Below are 17,328 nucleotides of genomic sequence, written 5' to 3'. Positions count from 1 at the left end.
GTGCCGTCACGACGAGCCCGTACGGGGCGGGGATGGGACGCCAGCCCACCGCGCACGGGTGACGCCACCACGGCGGCTGCCCCCCGCCGTGGCCGACGTAACGCCGACGCCACGACCAGCTCGGCCTCGCCCACGGACGAGGCCGAGCTGGCGCGGGAGGTCTGTCTGCGGCAGCTCGCCGTGCGTCCGCGTACCCGGGCCGAGCTGGCCCAGGCACTGACGCGGCGGGGCATCTCGCCGGAGGTCGCCACCGCGGTCCTCGACCGCTACGACGAGGTCGGCATGATCGATGACGCGGCCTTCGCGCGGGCCTGGGTCTCCAGCCGACACGCCGGCCGTGGCCTCGCCCGCCGTGCCCTCGCCACCGAGCTGCGCCAACGTGGCGTCGATGGTGACGTGGCGAAGGCCGCGCTCGGCGAGCTGGACGACGAGACCGAGGCGGAGACGGCCCGTGCCCTGGCGGAGCGGAAGCTGCGTGCCAGCCGGGGCGCGCCGGACGCGGTGTTTCGGCGACTGGTCGGCATGTTGGCCCGCAAGGGCTACCCACCGGGGGTGGCGATTCGGGCGGCGAAGGAGGCCCTCGCGGCGCAGAGCGCCGAGGCGGCTGAGTTCGCGGAGCGGATCGACGCTGAGGCGCTCAGCGACACCGAGGTCGATCCCTGACCAAGGGCTTACGTGGCCGCTTGGTCGCAGTCACGTAGGCCAAAGACGATTACATCCCTTTTATGGACTTTCGCCCGATTATAGATCAGCGTTGCGTAACGCTGTAAATCCTCTCCGTTCGGATGCATTGATCATGGTTTCCTTGACCGGACCGGCTCCGGGGACCTAGCCTCGCCATAAGGCTCACATTGCCCGACCAGCGCAGGCAAAGCGCACAACATAGATCGTGTAACAGAACAGCATCAATTTGGGCCGATTCGTTGGCCCTGTGTCAGCTCCGGAACCGGCCGGTCCGGAGCCGACGCGACAACTGCAGCTCCCGTCGGCGGTGCCGCCGACGGGAGGGCTCCCCTTTCGGTCAGCCGCTCCGGTCGGGCGTCCAGAGCCGCGGGAGCGCGCCCACCGCACGTTGCCGGCGGCGCGACGGTCAAGGGGAGGCGCGCGATGGCGAGGCGGCAGGGGTCGACAGGAAGCTCACCATGAACGGGCTCGACGCGGTCCTCCTCGTGGCCGTCCTGCTGCTCACCGTCATCGTGGTCGGTGCGGTGCTGATGGGCGTCCGGGCCGTCCGCGGTATCGCCGGCACCTCGCGGCCCGAGGACCCGGCCTTCATCGCGGAGAAAGACCGCCAGGAACAATCCCTCGCCGCGCTGCGGTCGGCCGCCGACGAGGCGAACAGCACCATCGACGCGGCCAAGTCCGCCGCCGCCGCGGCCCGCACCGAAGCCGCCGCCGCCCGCGCCGAGGCCAAGGCGGCCCGCGCCGAAGCCCGGCGGGTGCTCGACGGTGCCCGCGCCGAAGCCGACACCCTCCTGGAACGGGTGCACAAGCAGGCCGAGGCCGAAGCCGAACAGCTACGGACCGCCGCCCGGCGCAGCGGAGAACGGGAAGCCGCTGTCCTCGCCGCGACCACCCGGGAACAGGCGGCGGAGGTGGAGCGGCGGGCTGCCCGGATGGACGACCGGGAGCGGCTGCACACCGAGGAGGTCGAGCGGCTCGGCGAGCGGGATCGGCAGCTCAGCGCCGCCAGCGCGGCCCTGGATGCCCGGGAGTCGGCGCTCGCCGAGCGGGACCGAACGCTGGAGCAGGCCGAGCAGCAGCGACGCCGCGAGTTGGAGCGGGTCGCGGGGCTCACCGCGGAGGCGGCCCGCGGCGAGCTGGTCGAGGCGATCGAGGCGCAGGCCAAGCGGGAGGCCGCGCTGCTCGTACGGGACATCGAAGCCGAGGCGCGCAGCACGGGCGAGGAGCGTGCCCGGCAGATCGTGGTTGACGCGATCCAGCGGGTGGCCAGCGAGCAGACCGCGGAGAGCGTGGTCAGCGTGCTGCACCTGCCCGGCGACGAGATGAAGGGTCGGATCATCGGTCGGGAGGGGCGCAACATCCGTACCTTCGAATCGGTCACCGGAGTCAACCTGATCATCGACGACACCCCGGAGGCGGTGCTGCTCTCCTGCTTCGACCCGGTGCGTCGGGAGGTCGGCCGGCTCACCCTGGAGAAGCTCGTCCTGGACGGGCGCATCCATCCGCACCGGATCGAGGAGGTGTACGACCTGGCCCGGCAGGAGGTGGCCCAGCTCTGCCAGCGGGCCGCTGAGGGTGCCCTGGTAGAGGTCGGCATCACCGAGATCCACCCCGAGTTGGTCGGCCTGCTGGGCCGGCTGCGCTACCGCACCTCGTACGGGCAGAACGTGCTCAAGCACCTCGTCGAGAGCGCCCACATCGCCGGGATCATGGCCGCTGAGCTGCGGTTGGACGTGCCGACGATCAAGCGGTGCGCGTTTCTGCACGACATCGGCAAGGCGCTCACCCACGAGGTCGAGGGCAGCCACGCCATCGTCGGTGCCGACGTCGCCCGCAAGTACGGCGAGAGCGAGGACGTCGTGCACGCCATCGAGGCACACCACAACGAGGTGCCGCCGCAGACCGTCGAGGCGGTGCTCACCCAGGCCTCGGATGCCTGCTCCGGCGGGCGGCCGGGGGCCCGCCGGGAGAGCCTGGAGGCGTACGTGCGGCGGCTGGAGCGGATCGAGGAGATCGCGGGGGGCAAGCTCGGCGTGGAGCGGGTCTTCGCGATGCAGGCGGGCCGGGAGGTCCGGGTGATGGTGCGGCCGGACGACGTGGACGACATCAGTGCCTCCGTGCTGGCCCGGGACGTGGCCAAGCAGATTGAGGAGGAACTGACCTATCCGGGGCAGATCCGGGTCACCGTGGTCCGTGAGTCCCGGGTCACCGAGATCGCCCGCTGAGCCGCCGGAGCCCCGCCGCGTCGGAGCATCTCCGCTCACGCCAGCGGCCAGTCGTCGCCGAAGCCTGGTCGCTGCTGACGCTGTGGTGTGCTCGCCGAGCCGTTTGGACGACGTGACGGCCGGCCCAGAGTCAGGGCCGGCCGTCACGTGGGTTGATCAGACGCCGCCACCGGTGGCACCAGTGCCCTCTGTCTGCGAGGCGAGGGCGGCGGGCGGCAACTGCTGCGCCGACGTGTTGGCGGTGCGCCGGCCGCGCGAGAGGCGGTTCTGGACGGCCTGGGCCAGCTTCGACAGCGAGTAGTTCACGGCGATGAACAGCACGGCGAGCACGGTGTAGACCTGGATGGGGTTGTCCAACACACCGATGATCTGCTTACCGATGTTGAGCGTCTCCTCATAGCTGATGATGAAACCGAGCGAGGTGTCCTTCAGGACCACCACGAGCTGGCTGATCAGCGCGGGAAGCATGATCCGAAATGCCTGCGGAAGCAGGATCATCCGGGTGGTCTGCAGCGGGGCGAGACCGATCGCGGCGGCGGCCTCGGCCTGCCCGCCGGCGAGGCCCTGCATGCCGGAGCGGAGGATCTCGGCGATCACCACGGAGTTGTAGATGGTGAGGCCGATAACCAGGTACCAGAGATAGTCGAAGGTGATGCCGAACTCGGGAAACCCACGCGCCACGAAGAAGATCGTGATGACGACGGGGAGACCTCGGAAGACCTCGACGCAGAAGCGGGTGACGGCCGACAGCGTGAGGTTCAGCCCGCGCAGCAGGTGGGCCAGGGGGGTGGCGAGCCCGGCATAGCGGCGTTGGGCCAGGCCCTTGAGCTGCATCCGCAGCACCGCCAGCAGGGCGCCGACCACCAGCGAGGTGACGATGGCCAGCGCCGCCGCGATGAGGGTGTTCTTGATGCCGACGCCGAGTCGCTTCCAGACCAGGGCGAAGTTCTCGTTGCCGGGGTCAATCAGCGGACCCCACAGTTCCATCGAGAACTGGCCGGTCTCATCCAGCGGCTGGTAGATCAGGAAGTACGCGCCGACCAGCAGCCCGATGAGGGCGGCGACGCTGCTGAACAGGGTGATTCGGCGCTGCCGGGGCCCGGGGACGTCGTAGAGGACGCTGTTCTGCTGGGTCATCGAGCCACCGCCTGCCGCCGTTCGACCCGGTCAAGGAGTGCGCCCAGAGGTACAGTCATGATCAGATATCCGATCGAGATGCCGATGGCGACTGGAATGAAGGGTTCGCCCCCGGCTGAGGTGAGTTGGTCCGCGGTCTGGGACAGGTCGCCGATGACACCGAAGAAGCCGATCAGCGCCGAATTTTTGATCATCGCGATGATCACGGACCCGAGTGGAACGACCGACGCCGTCCATGACTGCGGTAGCACCACGTGTCGCAGGTTCTGGATGAAGGTCAGCCCGAGCGACCGGGCCGCCTCCGCCTGGCCGGCGGGCACCGCGTTCACGCCGGAGCGCAGTGCCTCGCAGACGAACGCCGCGGTGTAGAGCACCAGGGCGATCAGCGCGAAGCGAAAGTATGGCAGGTCGGTGCCGAGCCGGCTGAACACGATGTCGAGCCCGGGGATGCGGAGGAAGTCCGCGTTGGAACCGAGCGCGGGGAGGCCGAAGGCGGCGAAGAACATGACGATGGTCAGCGGCAGGTTACGGAAGGTGTTGACGTAGGCGGTGCCGAGCGCCCGCAGCGGCGGTACCGGGGAGATCCGTAGCACCGCCACGACGGAGCCCAGGATCAGGGCTCCGATCGCGGCGAGGAAACAGATCTGGAGGGTGAGCCAGAATCCACTCGCGAAGACGTCGAACTTGTCGATGAGCACACTCACGGTCGGTCTCTCCCCACCCTCCAGATCAGTCAGGTTAGATCAGTAGCGGACGATGGCCGGCGGCGTGCCGAGCTCGGCACCGAACGTGCCGGCGGTCTCGTCCCAGGCCTTCTGCCAGCTACCGTCGGTGAATGCCTTCTCCAGGATGTCGTTGATGAAGTCCCGGAACTCGGCGTCGTCCTTCTTCACCCCGATGCCGTAGGGCTCCTTGGTGAAGTTCTGGCCGGCCAGCTTGAAGGCGTCCTCGTCATCCGCGATGTAGCCGAGCAGGATCACGTTGTCCGTGGTCACCGCGTCGACCTGGCCACTCTGGAGCGCATCCCGGCACTTGTCGTAGGTGTCGAACGGCACCAGCTGGGAGGGGACATCCTTGACGTACTTCTTGATCTCCTCGATCGGCGTGGAGCCGGTCACCGAGCAGATCTTCTTCGTACCGTCCTGGAATGACTCAGGACCGGTGATCGAGTCGTCGTCCTTCTTCACCATGATGTTCTGGCCGGCCTCGTAGTACGGCCCGGCGAAGGAGACCCGCTCCTTGCGCTCGTCCTTGATCGTGTAGGTAGCGACGATCATGTCGACGCTGCCCTCAGTGATCTTGTCCTCGCGGGTCTTCGAGGGGGTCTCCACCCACTCGATCTTGTCCTCGGGAACACCCAGCTCCGAGGCGATGATCTTCGCGATCTCGACGTCGAAGCCCTCCGGCTGGCCGGACAGGCCCTTGAGGCCGAAGCCCGGCTGGTCGAACTTGGTGCCGATCGTGATCGCCTGGGCCTCGTTCAGACGCTCCATGGTGCTGCCAGCGGCGAAGGACTTGTCGCCGCCGGCGTTGTCGGTCCCCTCATCAGCGTCGTCACCGCATGCGGTCAGGCCGAGCGCCAGTGCGGCGACCGCGGCGAGCACCGCCGCGCGCTTGGTACGCATATCTGTCTCCTTCTTCGACGGGGCGCGCCGGGGCGGCACGCCCACAACGGATGCCTAGTGCGTGAGGATCTTGGATAGGAAGTCCTTGGCCCGCTCGCTGCGCGGGTTGGCGAAGAACTCCGTCGGGGGTGCGTCCTCGACGAGTTGCCCGTCGGCCATGAAGACCACCCGGTTGGCGGCGTGTCGGGCGAAGCCCATCTCGTGGGTGACCACGACCATCGTCATGCCCTCGCGAGCCAGGGAGGTCATCACGTCCAGCACCTCGCCGACCATCTCCGGGTCGAGGGCGCTGGTCGGCTCGTCGAAGAGCATCGCCTTGGGCTGCATCGCCAAGGCCCGGGCGATCGCCACCCGCTGCTGCTGGCCGCCGGAGAGCTGGGCCGGGAACTTGTCGGCCTGGTTGGCGATGCCGACCCGGTCCAGCAGGGCCAGGCCGCGTTCGCGGGCCGCCGCCGGCTTCTCCCGGCGAACCTTGATCGGCCCGAGGGTCACGTTCTCCAGGATGGTCTTGTGTGCGAAGAGGTTGAACGACTGGAACACCATCCCGACCTCGCTGCGCAGCTTGGCCAGGGCGCGGCCCTCGGCCGGCAGCGGCTGGCCGTCGAAGGTGATGCTGCCGGAGGTGATCGGCTCCAGTCGGTTGATGGTGCGGCAGAGCGTCGACTTGCCGGAGCCGGACGGCCCGATCACCACGACCACCTCGCCGCGTCCGACCGACAGCGAGACGTTGTCCAGTACGTGCAGCGGCCCGAACCACTTGTTGACCGCTTCCAGCACGATGAGCGGTTCGCTCGTCGTCACGTCGTCCACCGTCCCTGTCGTCACGGAAGGGAGACCGAATGGCCTCCGGTTGGCAAACTCTAGGCGGGGAAATGTGGCGTGGGGCCGCTCAGATGGTCACGGAGCAGTAACACCCTCCCGCGATGAGCTGGGGAGGCGCCTTCATGACCGCTCGGTGGGCCCCACGGGCCGGGTTGACTCCGTGTCGTACGGCGGAGTGGTGCCCTATACCCGATAAAATGTCGTCTTCCCGCTGCTTACCGCACCATCACTCGAGGGAATTTTGCCCGGAATGGTCACAGACCGGTAACTTGCCCCCGACTGGAGTCAAATGCCCCCCACCATCGTCAGTAAGGCCCGATCCGGGGCCGGTGAGACGCTCGCAGCGAGGAGGCGGCATGACCGAGCTGTGGAACTGGAGAATCGACCAGGTACGGCCGACGGAGGTCTGGCCGGCGCTGGCCGAGGCGCTCGGCCGGGTGGTGATGCCACTGGCCGTCGCCGACCCGGCGCGCCTGCCGAGATACGCCGTGGTCTGCGACATCTGGCAGGCGCCGGGAGAGTTCGCCACGATCGTTGACTGTTACGGCGTGCCGGACACCCTCGCCGAGCTGCCCAGCGTCGCGACCCTGGCCCGCCTGCTGGACCGCAACTGTGTCCTGCGCGACGACACCCTCGACGAGACCCGGCACCTGCTGGTGGCCCCGGACGGGACGATCCGCCCGGTGCACTTCGACGTCCGGGAGACCGACGACGGCGAGGTGCTCAGTCGCCAACGGCTCTGCACCGAAGCCAACCCCGGCTGTCGCGGCTGGTCCCGGTGCCACCGCTCCCGCTGGGCCCCGGACTCGGTGCTACCCGCCCTCGCTGCCGCCTGACCTGCGCGGCTGTGGTGCCGCCCACGGTGGTGGCGATGCCGGACACCGGGCCGGCCCGCCGGGGGCACGCGCGGAGGAAACGAGGACCGGCCCAAGAAGTGGGGCAAGCCGCTAGGCTGGCGTCGTGCAGCTACCGCAGCTCGCGAGCCGTACCTGCCCGGCCCGGCTGAGCCGGTGGGACAGCTCGACGGCGCCGGCCCGGACGTCGAGGACGTTCCGGTCCGGTTGTTGAGCATGCGGGTGGGAGTGCTCATCCTGCCGTCCGCCTCCTGGGCGCAGGCTCAGGAGATGTGGCGAACCGTTGACGAGATGGGGTTCGCCCATGCCTGGACGAACGATCACCTCGCCTGGCAGGACATGGTCGGGAAAGAGTGGTATTCGGCGGTGCCGACACTGGCCGCCGCGGCGGTCGTCACCCGTCGGATCCAGTTCGGCACGCTCGTCTCGTCGCCGAACCTTCGCCACCCGGTGCCGTACGCCAAGGAGGTCGTCACCCTCAACGACCTCAGCGGCGGGCGCTTCATCCTGGGTATCGGTGCCGGTGGGAGTGGAATCGACGCGATCAGCCTCGGCCAGGAGCAGGAGTGGACAGCCAACGAACGCGCCGAGCGGTTCGCCGAGTTCGTGGAGTTGATGGCCAAGCTGCTGTCCAACCCCGTCACCGACGCCGACGGCAAGTACTACCGGGCGCGGCAGGCACCCATCACGCCGGCGGACGCCCCGCCCGCACCCATTCCGCTGGCCATCGCCGCCTACGGTCCCCGTGGCATGGCCCTCGCCGCGCGCCACGGCGAGATCTGGGTGACCAACGGCCGGTCCCCGCGTAACGGAGTCGTTCCCCCGGTGGCCCGACCCGACGACGTCGCGGGTCAGGTACGTCGGCTGGTCGACAGCTGCGAGGCCGTCGGTCGTGACCCGGCAACCCTGCGTCGGCTGTTGATGTACGTGAACCGGGAGCCGCCGGCGCTCGCCTCCCTGGATGTGTTTCGAGAGACCGTCGACACGTACCGCCGGGTGGGAATCACCGACCTGGTCGTGCCGTTCCCCGGGCTGGCGCCCTTCGAAACGAGCATGGAGGTGCTCGAACAGGTAGCCGGGATTCTGCCCGAGCTCTGAGGTGGTAGCTCGACTCCGATCCATCCGGGCAGCCCGGATAGGCTGTTGTGGTCATGACTACCGCAGCGGCGAGCAGCCCCCGCACCTACCAGGTGCGCACCTACGGCTGCCAGATGAACGTGCACGACTCCGAGCGCATCTCCGGCCTCCTGGAGCAGGCCGGCTACCTGCGGGCCGGGGCCGCCGACGACACCCCGGACGTGGTTGTCTTCAACACCTGCGCCGTGCGGGAGAACGCCGACAACCGGCTCTACGGCAACCTCGGTCAGCTGCGTCCCCGCAAGAACCAGCACCCGGAGATGCAGATCGCGGTGGGTGGCTGCCTGGCGCAGAAGGACCGCAGCGAGATCGTCCGCCGGGCGCCCTGGGTGGACGTGGTCTTCGGCACGCACAACATCGGGTCGTTGCCGGTGCTGCTGGAGCGGGCCCGGCACAACGCCGCCGCCGAGGTGGAGATCCTGGAGTCCCTCGAGGTCTTTCCGAGCACCCTGCCGACCCGTCGGGAGTCAACCTACGCCGGTTGGGTGTCGATCTCGGTGGGCTGTAACAACACCTGCACGTTCTGCATCGTGCCGGCGCTGCGCGGCAAGGAGAGGGACCGCCGCCCCGGCGACATCCTCTCCGAGGTACGCGCCCTGGTCGACGAGGGTGTGTTGGAGGTGACCCTGCTCGGGCAGAACGTCAACTCCTACGGTATCGAGTTCGGCGACCGGTACGCCTTCGGCAAACTGCTGCGCGCCTGCGGTGACATCGACGGTCTCGAGCGGGTGCGGTTCACCAGCCCGCACCCGAAGGACTTCACCGACGACGTGATCGCCGCGATGGCCGAGACGCCGAACGTCTGCCCCTCGCTACACATGCCGCTGCAGTCCGGCTCCGACGACATGCTGCGGGCGATGCGACGCTCGTACCGGTCGGAGCGGTTCCTGGGCATCATCGAGAAGGTGCGGGCGGCGATGCCGGACGCGGCGATCACCACGGACATCATCGTCGGCTTTCCCGGCGAGACCGAGGCGGACTTCGAACGCACCCTCGACGTGGTCCGTGCGGCGCGGTTCTCCTCGGCGTTCACCTTCCAGTACTCCAAGCGCCCCGGCACCCCCGCCGCGACGATGGCCGACCAGCTGCCGAAAGCGGTGGTGCAGGAGCGCTACGAGCGGCTGATCGACTGCGTCGAGGAGATCACCTGGGCGGAGAACCGGCGGCTGCTCGGGAAGACCGTCGAGGTGCTGGTGGCCGTCGGTGAGGGGCGCAAGGACGAGCGCACCGGCCGGCTGTCCGGGCGGGCCCGCGACGGCCGACTGGTGCACTTCGACGCCGGCAGCTTCGCCGGGCAGATCCGCCCCGGCGACATCGTGCAGACCGTCGTCACCTACGCCGCCCCACACCACCTCAACGCCGACGGTGAGCCGCTCGCGCACCGGCGTACCCGGGCCGGCGACGCGGCCGAGGCGGGGCAGCGACCCCGTACCGCTGGGGTGTCGCTCGGGTTGCCCACGGTCGGCGCCCCGCCGCCGACGCCCCCCGCGGCCTCGTCGGCCTGCCCCTGCTGACACCGGGGCTGATGCTGCGCGTTGGCCCCCGAGTCTGCCGCAACCCGGGCTGAACAAGCCCGGGGCCCAGGTTCACGAGGAACCTGGGCCCCGGGCGGTGGCCTAACGAATCAGCTGGACTGCTCGGCCAGGCTGAGGAACTGCCGCTTGGAACTGAGGGCCTGCTCGGCGTCGCGGACCCGCCGGGCGTCCCCGGCGGCCTTGGCCCGGGCCAACCGCTCCTCGGCCTCGGTGACCTGCGCCCGCATCTGCGCGAGCAGGGGGTTGTCCTGCGGAGAGGTGCGCCGCCACGCGGAGTCCATCACCTCGCGAACCTTGTCGTCGACCGCGCGCAGTCGACGCTCCAGGCCCCCCGTCGCCTCCCGGGGCACCCGTCCGGCCTCGTGCCACTGCGCCTGGATCTCCCGGAGTTTCGCCTGCGCGCCCTTCGGGTCACCGTCGACATCCAGAGCCTCGGCCTCAGTCAGGAGCGCCTGCTTGCGCTCCAGGTTGGCGCGCTGCTCGTTGTCGCGGGCGGAGAAGACCTCGCTGCGCCGGGTGAAGAACGCGTCCTGCGCGGCCCGGAACTTCTCCCAGAGCCGCTGCTCAGCCTCCTTCGACGCCCGGGGCGCGACGCGCCACTGGTTCATCAGCTCCTTGAGCTGGCCGGCGGTGTGGGCCCACTCGGTCGAATCCTGGAGCTTCTCGGCCTCGACGACCAACTCCTCCTTGATCGCCTGCGCCTGCTTACGCTGCGCGTCCAGCGAGGCGAAGTGGGCGCCCCGGCGGCGGGTGAAGCCATCCCGGGCCGCCGCGAACCGCTTCCACAGCTCACCGTCGGTCTTCCGGTCCACCCCGCGGATCGACTTCCACTCCCCGAGGATCTCCTTGAACCGGTCGCCGGCGGTCTTCCAGCCGGTCGACTCGGCGGCCAGCTTCTCGGCCTCCTCAACCAGCGCGGTCTTGCGGGCGAGGGCCTCGCTCCGCGCGGCGTCGCGGGCGGCCCGAGCCTCGGTTGCCTTCTCCTCGGCGAGGGTGGCGAGCCGATCCAACCGGTTGGCGAGGCCGTCGATGTCGCCGACGACGTGCGCCTCGGCCAGCGAGGCGCGTAGCCGGCGGATCGTGCTGAGCGAGTGGCTCGCATCAGCCGCGCCCGAGTTGAGTCTCGCCTCGGTCAGCTCCACCTCGGTGATCAGATCGGCGAACCGGCGGGCGAAGTGCGCCAGCCCCTCCTCCGGCGCACCTGCCTGCCAGGAACCGACCACCCGCTCGCCCTCAGCGGTTTTCACGTAGACGGTGCCGTCTGCGTCCACCCGTCCGAAGGCAGTCCAGTCGCTCATGTGCCCATCCTCGTTCTCCCGGCGTCACGGGTCAGTCCCGCGAGCGCCGCCACGGCGCAGCCCAACGTTCTCTTACGGCATTGTCACAGGTGTGCCCCCGCCCCCGTCGAGCGCCTATCGCCGACCGTGACCATACGGTGTCCTAGCGCCCCGACGGGGCTGGACGGGCGAGTGTCGGAACCTCCGTTCGGGCGTACCCGTCGGTAGTCGGAATCCCGGGGTCCGGCCGCGGGAAGGCGCGCGGTGGTGCGTTCGTACCAGCCGCTACCGTGACTCTCGTGCCCCTGGTCGCCGCCGCCGTCTGCCCGCATCCGCCGCTGCTCGTTCCTGAGGTGGCGGGCGCCGCGTCCGCCGAGTTGGACGAGCTGCGTGCGGCCTGTGACGGGGCCGTGGCCCGGCTACTCGCCGCCGAGCCGGACCGGATCGTGTTGCTCGGGTGTGGACCGGAGACCGTGACCCTCGGCGCCGCGGAGCACGGCTCGTTTCATCGGTACGGGATCCACCGGCGGGTGCCGCTGTCGCCAACCGACGCCGTGGACCGCACTGATGCGGCCGCTGTCGGGCCGGCGCGGCTGCCGCTGAGTCTGACCATCGGGGCGTGGCTCCTCGGTCGCGCCGGTACGTCGCTGCCCCGCTCCGCGGTGGCGGTCGCCGCCGACGAGCCCGCCGCCCGCTGCGCCGCCCTCGGCGCGGGCCTGCTCAACCCAGACCTGCTCGATGCGGGCCTGCTTACCGCGGATGGGCCCGTTTCGGTGATCGGGGACGCATCGGACGGCGGTACGTCCGGCCGGCTCGGGCTGCTCGTCCTGGGTGACGGGTCGGCCTGCCGGGTGGAGTGGTCACCCGGCTACGACGATCCGCGCGCCGAGCCGTACGACCAGGCGGTGACGCGGGCACTGGCCGATGCCGACACAGACGCCCTCGGCGCGGTCGACGCGGAGCTGTCGGCGGGGCTGAAGGCCACCGGCCGCGCGCCCTGGCAGGTCCTGGCCGGCGCGGTCCGGGCGGCCGGTGGCTCCTGGCGGGGGGAGCTGGCCTACGCCGCGGCACCCTACGGGGTGACCTACCTCGTCGCCTTCTGGACGCCGACGGGAGCGGTCCGGTGAGCGCCGCCGACCCGGCTGGCGGCGCTCGCCTGGGAGCGGCCACCGACGTGGCTGACGGTGCCCGCCCGGGGGCGGGCACGGTGCCGGCTGACGGTGCCCCGCCGGGGGCGGGCACGGTGGTGGGCGTGGTCGGTCCGACCGCGGCCGGCAAGTCGGCGTTGAGCATCGCCCTCGCCCACGCGCTCGACGGTGAGGTGGTCAACGCCGACTCCATGCAGCTCTACCGGGGCATGGATATCGGCACCGCCAAGCTGACCGTCGACGAACGTGCGGGGGTGCCGCACCACCTGCTGGACATCTGGCCGGTGACCGAGCCGGCCAGCGTCGCCGAATACCAGCGGCTCGCCCGCGCGGCGGTTGACGACATCCTGGCCCGGGGGAGGGTGCCCCTGCTGGTCGGCGGTTCGGGCCTCTACCTCCGTGCCGTGCTGGAACGCTTCGAGTTCCCCGGCACGGATCCGGTGCTCCGGCAACGGCTGGAGGCGGAGCTGGCGCAGGCTGGCCCGGCCGCCCTGCACGAGCGACTGCGCGCGGTTGACCCGGACGCGGCGGCGAACATTCTGCCGGGCAACGGCCGGCGGATCGTCCGGGCGTTGGAGGTGATCGAGCTGACCGGTGCGCCCTTCGCCGCCGCGCTGCCCGACCCCAGCCCGTACTACCGGTCGGTGCAGGTCGGCGTCGACCTGGACACCGCTGAGCTCGACGAGCGGATCGCGCTGCGGGTGGACCGGATGTGGGCCGACGGCCTGGTGGCCGAGACCCGGGTGCTGGCCGACCAGGGGTTGGCCGCGGGGCGTACGGCCAGCCGTGCCCTCGGCTACCAGCAGGTCCTGCGGTTCCTGGCGGGAGAGCTGACCGAGGCCGAGGCGTACCAGGAGACGATCCGCGCCACCCGCCGGTTTGTCCGTCGCCAGCGGTCCTGGTTCCGCCGGGATCCGCGAATCACCTGGCTCGACTCGGCCGGAGCCGGGTTGGTGGCAGAGGCGCTGCGAGTGGTCCGGCCCGCTGCGCGATGATGGGGTCGTGGAGTTCACCAAGGGGCATGGCACCGGCAACGACTTCGTGATCCTGCCCGATCCCGACGGCACCCTCGAGCTGACCCCGGACCTGGTCGCGGCCTTGTGTGACCGGCGGCAGGGGATCGGTGGGGACGGCGTGCTGCGGGTGGTCCGTGCCGCGCGGCACCCCGACGGGGCGGCCCTCGCGGATGCGGCCGAGTGGTTCATGGACTACTGGAACTCCGACGGCTCGGTGGCCGAGATGTGTGGCAACGGCGCCCGGGTCTTCGTCCGCTACCTGCTGGAGACCGGGTTGGCCGTGCCGTCGGACTCGGCGCTGCCGGTGGCCACCCGCGCCGGTCTGGTGCGGGCGCGGGTCGAGGGGGAGGGGCTGGCGGTCGAGATGCGGCGGCCTCGGTTGGCCGGCACCTCGTTCGCGGTGCTCGGCGGGCTGGCCCTGCCCGGCACAGCGGTGGATGTCGGCAACCCGCACCTGGTCTGCCCGGTGCCGGCCGGGCTGGAGCTGGCGGCTCTCGACCTGACCCGGGCCCCGGAGTTCGACCCGGTGATCTTCCCGGCCGGGGTCAACGTCGAGTTCATCACCCCCGAGAGCCCGACGGACGGTACCGATGGCCACGTCCGGATGCGGGTCCACGAGCGGGGCAGCGCGGAGACACGCTCCTGCGGCACCGGTGCGTGTGCGGTGGCCGCGATCGTGCTCCGGGACGCGGGCCGGGACGCCGGCGTGGTCGCCGTGGACGTGCCCGGCGGTCGTCTGGTGGTGACCCAGACCGCCCAGGGCTGCTGGTTGGCGGGGCCCGCCGTACTGGTGGCGAGTGGCGAGGTTGCCCGCGGGGCGCTGGTCTGACCAGCCGGCGGTGGCCCGGCCCGTCCTGGGCGGATGGTTCAGTTTTGGTGGGCCAGCCGCCACGGCCGTCAGCGTCGGCTCACAAGACTCCGTTACGGGGTGTTACCTGGTGTGCGGCGCAGCTCTGCGAGCAGTTGCTCCACCCGGTTCCGGATCTCGTCGCGGATCGGGCGGATCGCCTCGACGCCCAGGCCGGCGGGGTCGTCGAGGTCCCAGTTCTCGTGGCGCCCGCCCGGAAGGTCGGGAAGATCACTGTGGCACCCGATGGTGATGATGACCTCAGCGGACGCCGCGGTCGCGTGCCGCAGCAGCGTCGGCACCTGACCGGTGATGTCGATGCCGACCTCCCACATTGCCACCGCGGCGGCGGGGTCGACCTGGCGGGCGGGGGCGGAGCCGGCGGAGCGGACCACGACGGTGTCGCCGGCGAGCTGGCGTAGCCAACCGGCGGCAAGCTGTGAGCCGCCCGCATCGTGGCGGCAGACGAACAGCACCGAGGGTTTGCCGGGCACGGTGGAGTCGGCGGAAGCAGCCCCGAGGTGTCCCTCGTCGAGCTGGTGTGAGCTGGGCGGTGGCCTGCCCGGAGAGCGGCGGCGGTCCGCTCGACTGGTTGGCGGCCCCTGGTTTCCCGTCGCTGCCGGCTCTGCGGGGACGACGACCTGGTCGGCGGCGGCACCGGCGTCGGGGTAGAGGGCGGTGAGCAGGCCGACGCCGAGGGCGAGTCCGGCCAGCTGGGCCAGGATGAAACCGGGCACCGAGGTGGGGGCGATGCCGGCGAAGGTGTCGGAGAACGCCCGGCCGATGGTGACCGCGGGATTGGCGAAGGAGGTGGACGAGGTGAACCACGACGCGGCCCCGATGTAGGCGCCGACGGCGGCCGGGGCGACCGACGCGCGCCCGGACCGGGCGAGGGCGAAGATCAGTAGGACCAGCCCGGAGGTGGCGACAACCTCACCGACCCAGAGGTGCCAGGCGGCGCGCTCCTTGCCGGCGAAGTCGATCGCGGCGAGGTCGAACATCAGGTGCGCCAGCACCGCACCGGCGATTCCGCCGAGGATCTGGGCCACTCCGTAGGCGCCCAGGGAGCCGGCGGTCAGACCGGTGCCGGCGCGTCGCCCGAGGAACCAGTCGGCGGCGGAGACGACCGGGTTGAAGTGGGCCCCGGAGACCGGTCCGAAGATCAGGATCAGCGTGCCGAGGGTGAAGGCGGTGGTGATCGAGTTGGCCAGCAGCTGAAGGCCGACCTGGTCGGGGGCGAGGGTGGTGGCCATGATTCCGGAGCTGACCACGGCGGTGACCAGCAGGGCGGTGCCGGCGAACTCAGCCAGCAGGCGTCGCCAAAGTGTGCTGGTCATCGCTTGGAATCCCACCATCTGCGGTTGCCGAGGACCGCCGAAATGCGGTTACCAGCTGTACTGCGGCCCACACCGCGCCCGGAACACCGGCTGGTCGCGGTGATCTGGTGCGCGGTGGTGGCGGGGCGTCTAGGGGGTGGCGGGGCGTCTAGGGGGTGGCGCTCGCGTTGGCGGCGATCTCGGGCAACTCGGCCGGGCCGGAGTCGGCGGCCGGCGGCGGGGTGGTCGCCGGGTTCTGCGCGGCGGCGCGGACGGCGGCGGCGACGGCCGGGGCCACCCGGGAGTCGAAGACGCTGGGGACGATAACCGTCGGGTTGATCTTCTCCTGGCCGACGACGTCGGCGATGGCCTGGGCCGCGGCGAGCGCCATCTCCTCCGTGAAGCCCTCCGCGTGCGCGTCCAGCATCCCCCGGAACACACCGGGGAAGGCCAGCACGTTGTTGATCTGGTTGGGCTGGTCGGAGCGGCCGGTGGCGACCACGGCGGCGTGCTTGCGCGCCTCCCGCGGGTCAACCTCCGGGTCCGGGTTCGCCAGCGCGAACACGATCGCGTCCTTGGCCATGGCGGCGATGTCGTCCCCGGTGAGCAGGTTGGGTGCGCTCACGCCGATGAAGACGTCCGCGCCCCGGACCGCCCCGGCCAGGTCGCCGGAGTAGTTCTCCCGGTTCGTGTGTTCGGCCAGCCACTGCCAGGCCGGGTTCAGCCCGGTCATCCCGCGGTGCAGCGCACCCTGCCGGTCGTACGCGATGATGTCGCCCACGCCTTGGCGCAGCAGCAGCTTCATGATCGCGGTGCCGGCGGCGCCCGCGCCCGAGACCACCACCCGTACCTGCGCCAGATCCTTACCGACGACGCGGAGCGCGTTGGTCAGTGCGGCCAGCACACAGATCGCCGTGCCGTGCTGGTCGTCGTGGAAGACCGGAATGTCCAGCGCCGCGCGTAGCTGTGCCTCGATCTCGAAGCAGCGTGGCGCGGCGATGTCCTCCAGGTTGATCCCGCCGTACGCGGGTGCGATCGCCTTGACGATCGAGACGATCTCGTCGGTGTCCTGGGTGTCGAGCACCACGGGCCAGGCGTCCACCCCGCCGAAGCGCTTGAACAGCGCCGCCTTGCCCTCCATCACCGGCAGCGACGCCGCCGGCCCGAGGTTGCCCAGGCCAAGTACGGCGGAGCCGTCGCTGACCACCGCCACCGTGTTGCGTTTGATGGTCAGGCGCCGCGCGTCCGCCGGGTTCTCCGCGATGGCCTGGCAGACCCGGGCCACCCCCGGGGTGTACGCCCGGGACAGCTCGTCCCGGGTGCGTAGCGCGACCTTCGGGCTGACCTCGATCTTGCCGCCGAGGTGCAGCAGGAACGTGCGGTCGGAGACCTTGCGCACGTCAACCCCGTCGAGCGCGGTGAGCGCGTCAACCACCTGGTCGGCGTGGTTGGCGTCGGCGGTGTCGCAGGTCAGGTCGACGGTGACGTGGGTGTGGTCGGAGTCGACCACGTCGAGCGCGGTGACGATCGCCCCGGCCTCGCCGACCGTGGTGGTCAACCGCCCGATGGAGGAGGCATCCGCGGTTACTGCGATCCGGACCGTGATCGAGAATCCGGCACTCGGCAGTCGGGTGGTGGCCACACAGTTCCTTCCGATGATGCTGAACGACTCGCCTCGCATTTCTACTCGCCCCCGGTGACGGCA

15 protein-coding genes are annotated in these 17,328 nt (G+C 70.6%); 8 read left to right on the top strand and 7 right to left on the bottom strand.

Features of this window, described 5'->3' with window-relative positions:
- Both SALPAC6_RS0111510 and rny read left to right on the top strand, forming a co-directional pair.
- On the top strand, positions 1-663 hold the full coding sequence (locus SALPAC6_RS0111510; protein WP_018253568.1) for a regulatory protein RecX: 663 nt from the start codon (positions 1-3) through the stop codon (positions 661-663).
- A gap of 479 nt (positions 664-1,142) precedes the next feature.
- The gene (rny, locus tag SALPAC6_RS0111505; protein WP_018253567.1) at positions 1,143-2,909 is read left to right on the top strand and encodes a ribonuclease Y; all 1,767 of its coding nucleotides are present in this window, start codon (positions 1,143-1,145) and stop codon (positions 2,907-2,909) included.
- Positions 2,910-3,065: 156 nt separating this feature from the next.
- Here rny and SALPAC6_RS0111500 read toward each other — a convergent pair whose 3' ends face one another.
- Genes SALPAC6_RS0111500 through SALPAC6_RS0111485 form a run of 4 tightly spaced genes read right to left on the bottom strand, consistent with a single transcriptional unit; the run spans position 3,066 to position 6,481 of the window.
- A complete protein-coding gene (locus SALPAC6_RS0111500) occupies positions 3,066-4,046 on the bottom strand; it encodes an amino acid ABC transporter permease (RefSeq protein WP_018253566.1) in 981 nt (326 codons plus the stop codon).
- Positions 4,043-4,750: an amino acid ABC transporter permease gene (locus SALPAC6_RS0111495; RefSeq protein ID WP_018253565.1), complete on the bottom strand. Its 708-nt coding sequence runs from the start codon at positions 4,748-4,750 to the stop codon at positions 4,043-4,045. The genes SALPAC6_RS0111500 and SALPAC6_RS0111495 overlap by 4 nt, the downstream gene beginning before the upstream one ends.
- 39 nt (positions 4,751-4,789) lie before the next feature.
- Positions 4,790-5,671: a glutamate ABC transporter substrate-binding protein gene (locus tag SALPAC6_RS0111490; protein WP_018253564.1), complete on the bottom strand. Its 882-nt coding sequence runs from the start codon at positions 5,669-5,671 to the stop codon at positions 4,790-4,792.
- A 54-nt stretch (positions 5,672-5,725) separates the two neighbouring features.
- Entirely contained in the window at positions 5,726-6,481 is a 756-nt protein-coding gene (locus SALPAC6_RS0111485; RefSeq protein ID WP_018253563.1) for an amino acid ABC transporter ATP-binding protein, read from the bottom strand.
- Between the two features lie 368 nt (positions 6,482-6,849).
- Between SALPAC6_RS0111485 and SALPAC6_RS0111480 the strand changes: the two genes are divergently transcribed.
- From SALPAC6_RS0111480 to miaB, 3 genes are all read left to right on the top strand, one after another.
- A complete protein-coding gene (locus SALPAC6_RS0111480; RefSeq protein WP_018253562.1) occupies positions 6,850-7,329 on the top strand; it encodes a hypothetical protein in 480 nt (159 codons plus the stop codon).
- Between the two features lie 234 nt (positions 7,330-7,563).
- Positions 7,564-8,445 carry an LLM class flavin-dependent oxidoreductase gene (locus SALPAC6_RS0111475; RefSeq protein WP_026189569.1) on the top strand — a complete coding sequence of 294 codons (882 nt, stop codon included), beginning with the start codon at positions 7,564-7,566 and terminating at the stop codon, positions 8,443-8,445.
- A gap of 53 nt (positions 8,446-8,498) precedes the next feature.
- A complete protein-coding gene (gene miaB, locus SALPAC6_RS0111470; protein WP_033666358.1) occupies positions 8,499-9,998 on the top strand; it encodes a tRNA (N6-isopentenyl adenosine(37)-C2)-methylthiotransferase MiaB in 1,500 nt (499 codons plus the stop codon).
- A 110-nt stretch (positions 9,999-10,108) separates the two neighbouring features.
- Here miaB and SALPAC6_RS0111465 read toward each other — a convergent pair whose 3' ends face one another.
- Complete coding sequence (locus SALPAC6_RS0111465; protein WP_018253559.1) at positions 10,109-11,317, bottom strand: DUF349 domain-containing protein; 1,209 nt, start codon at positions 11,315-11,317, stop codon at positions 10,109-10,111.
- 269 nt (positions 11,318-11,586) lie between these two features.
- On the opposite strand from SALPAC6_RS0111465, the gene SALPAC6_RS0111460 reads away from it, so the two are divergent.
- The 3 genes from SALPAC6_RS0111460 to dapF are packed head-to-tail and all read left to right on the top strand — an operon-like array spanning position 11,587 to position 14,289.
- Positions 11,587-12,423 (top strand): class III extradiol dioxygenase subunit B-like domain-containing protein, encoded by an 837-nt coding sequence (locus tag SALPAC6_RS0111460; protein ID WP_026189568.1) that lies wholly within the window; start codon positions 11,587-11,589, stop codon positions 12,421-12,423.
- The gene (gene miaA / locus SALPAC6_RS0111455; protein ID WP_026189567.1) at positions 12,396-13,439 is read left to right on the top strand and encodes a tRNA (adenosine(37)-N6)-dimethylallyltransferase MiaA; all 1,044 of its coding nucleotides are present in this window, start codon (positions 12,396-12,398) and stop codon (positions 13,437-13,439) included. The genes SALPAC6_RS0111460 and miaA overlap by 28 nt, the downstream gene beginning before the upstream one ends.
- A gap of 7 nt (positions 13,440-13,446) precedes the next feature.
- Positions 13,447-14,289 (top strand): diaminopimelate epimerase, encoded by an 843-nt coding sequence (dapF, locus tag SALPAC6_RS0111450; RefSeq protein ID WP_018253556.1) that lies wholly within the window; start codon positions 13,447-13,449, stop codon positions 14,287-14,289.
- A 92-nt stretch (positions 14,290-14,381) separates the two neighbouring features.
- On the opposite strand, the gene SALPAC6_RS0111445 is transcribed toward dapF, so the two are convergent.
- Positions 14,382-15,644: a phosphatase gene (locus SALPAC6_RS0111445; RefSeq protein WP_018253555.1), complete on the bottom strand. Its 1,263-nt coding sequence runs from the start codon at positions 15,642-15,644 to the stop codon at positions 14,382-14,384.
- A 148-nt stretch (positions 15,645-15,792) separates the two neighbouring features.
- Positions 15,793-17,304, bottom strand: a complete 1,512-nt coding sequence (locus SALPAC6_RS0111440; protein WP_018253554.1) for an NAD-dependent malic enzyme — start codon at positions 17,302-17,304, stop codon at positions 15,793-15,795.
- Between the last annotated feature and the right edge of the window lie 24 nt (positions 17,305-17,328).

Source organism: Salinispora mooreana (assembly GCF_000379065.1).
Taxonomy (GTDB): domain Bacteria; phylum Actinomycetota; class Actinomycetes; order Mycobacteriales; family Micromonosporaceae; genus Micromonospora; species Micromonospora mooreana.
Note: the sequence above shows the minus strand (reverse complement) of the source record. Positions and strands in the feature narration are given on the sequence as shown.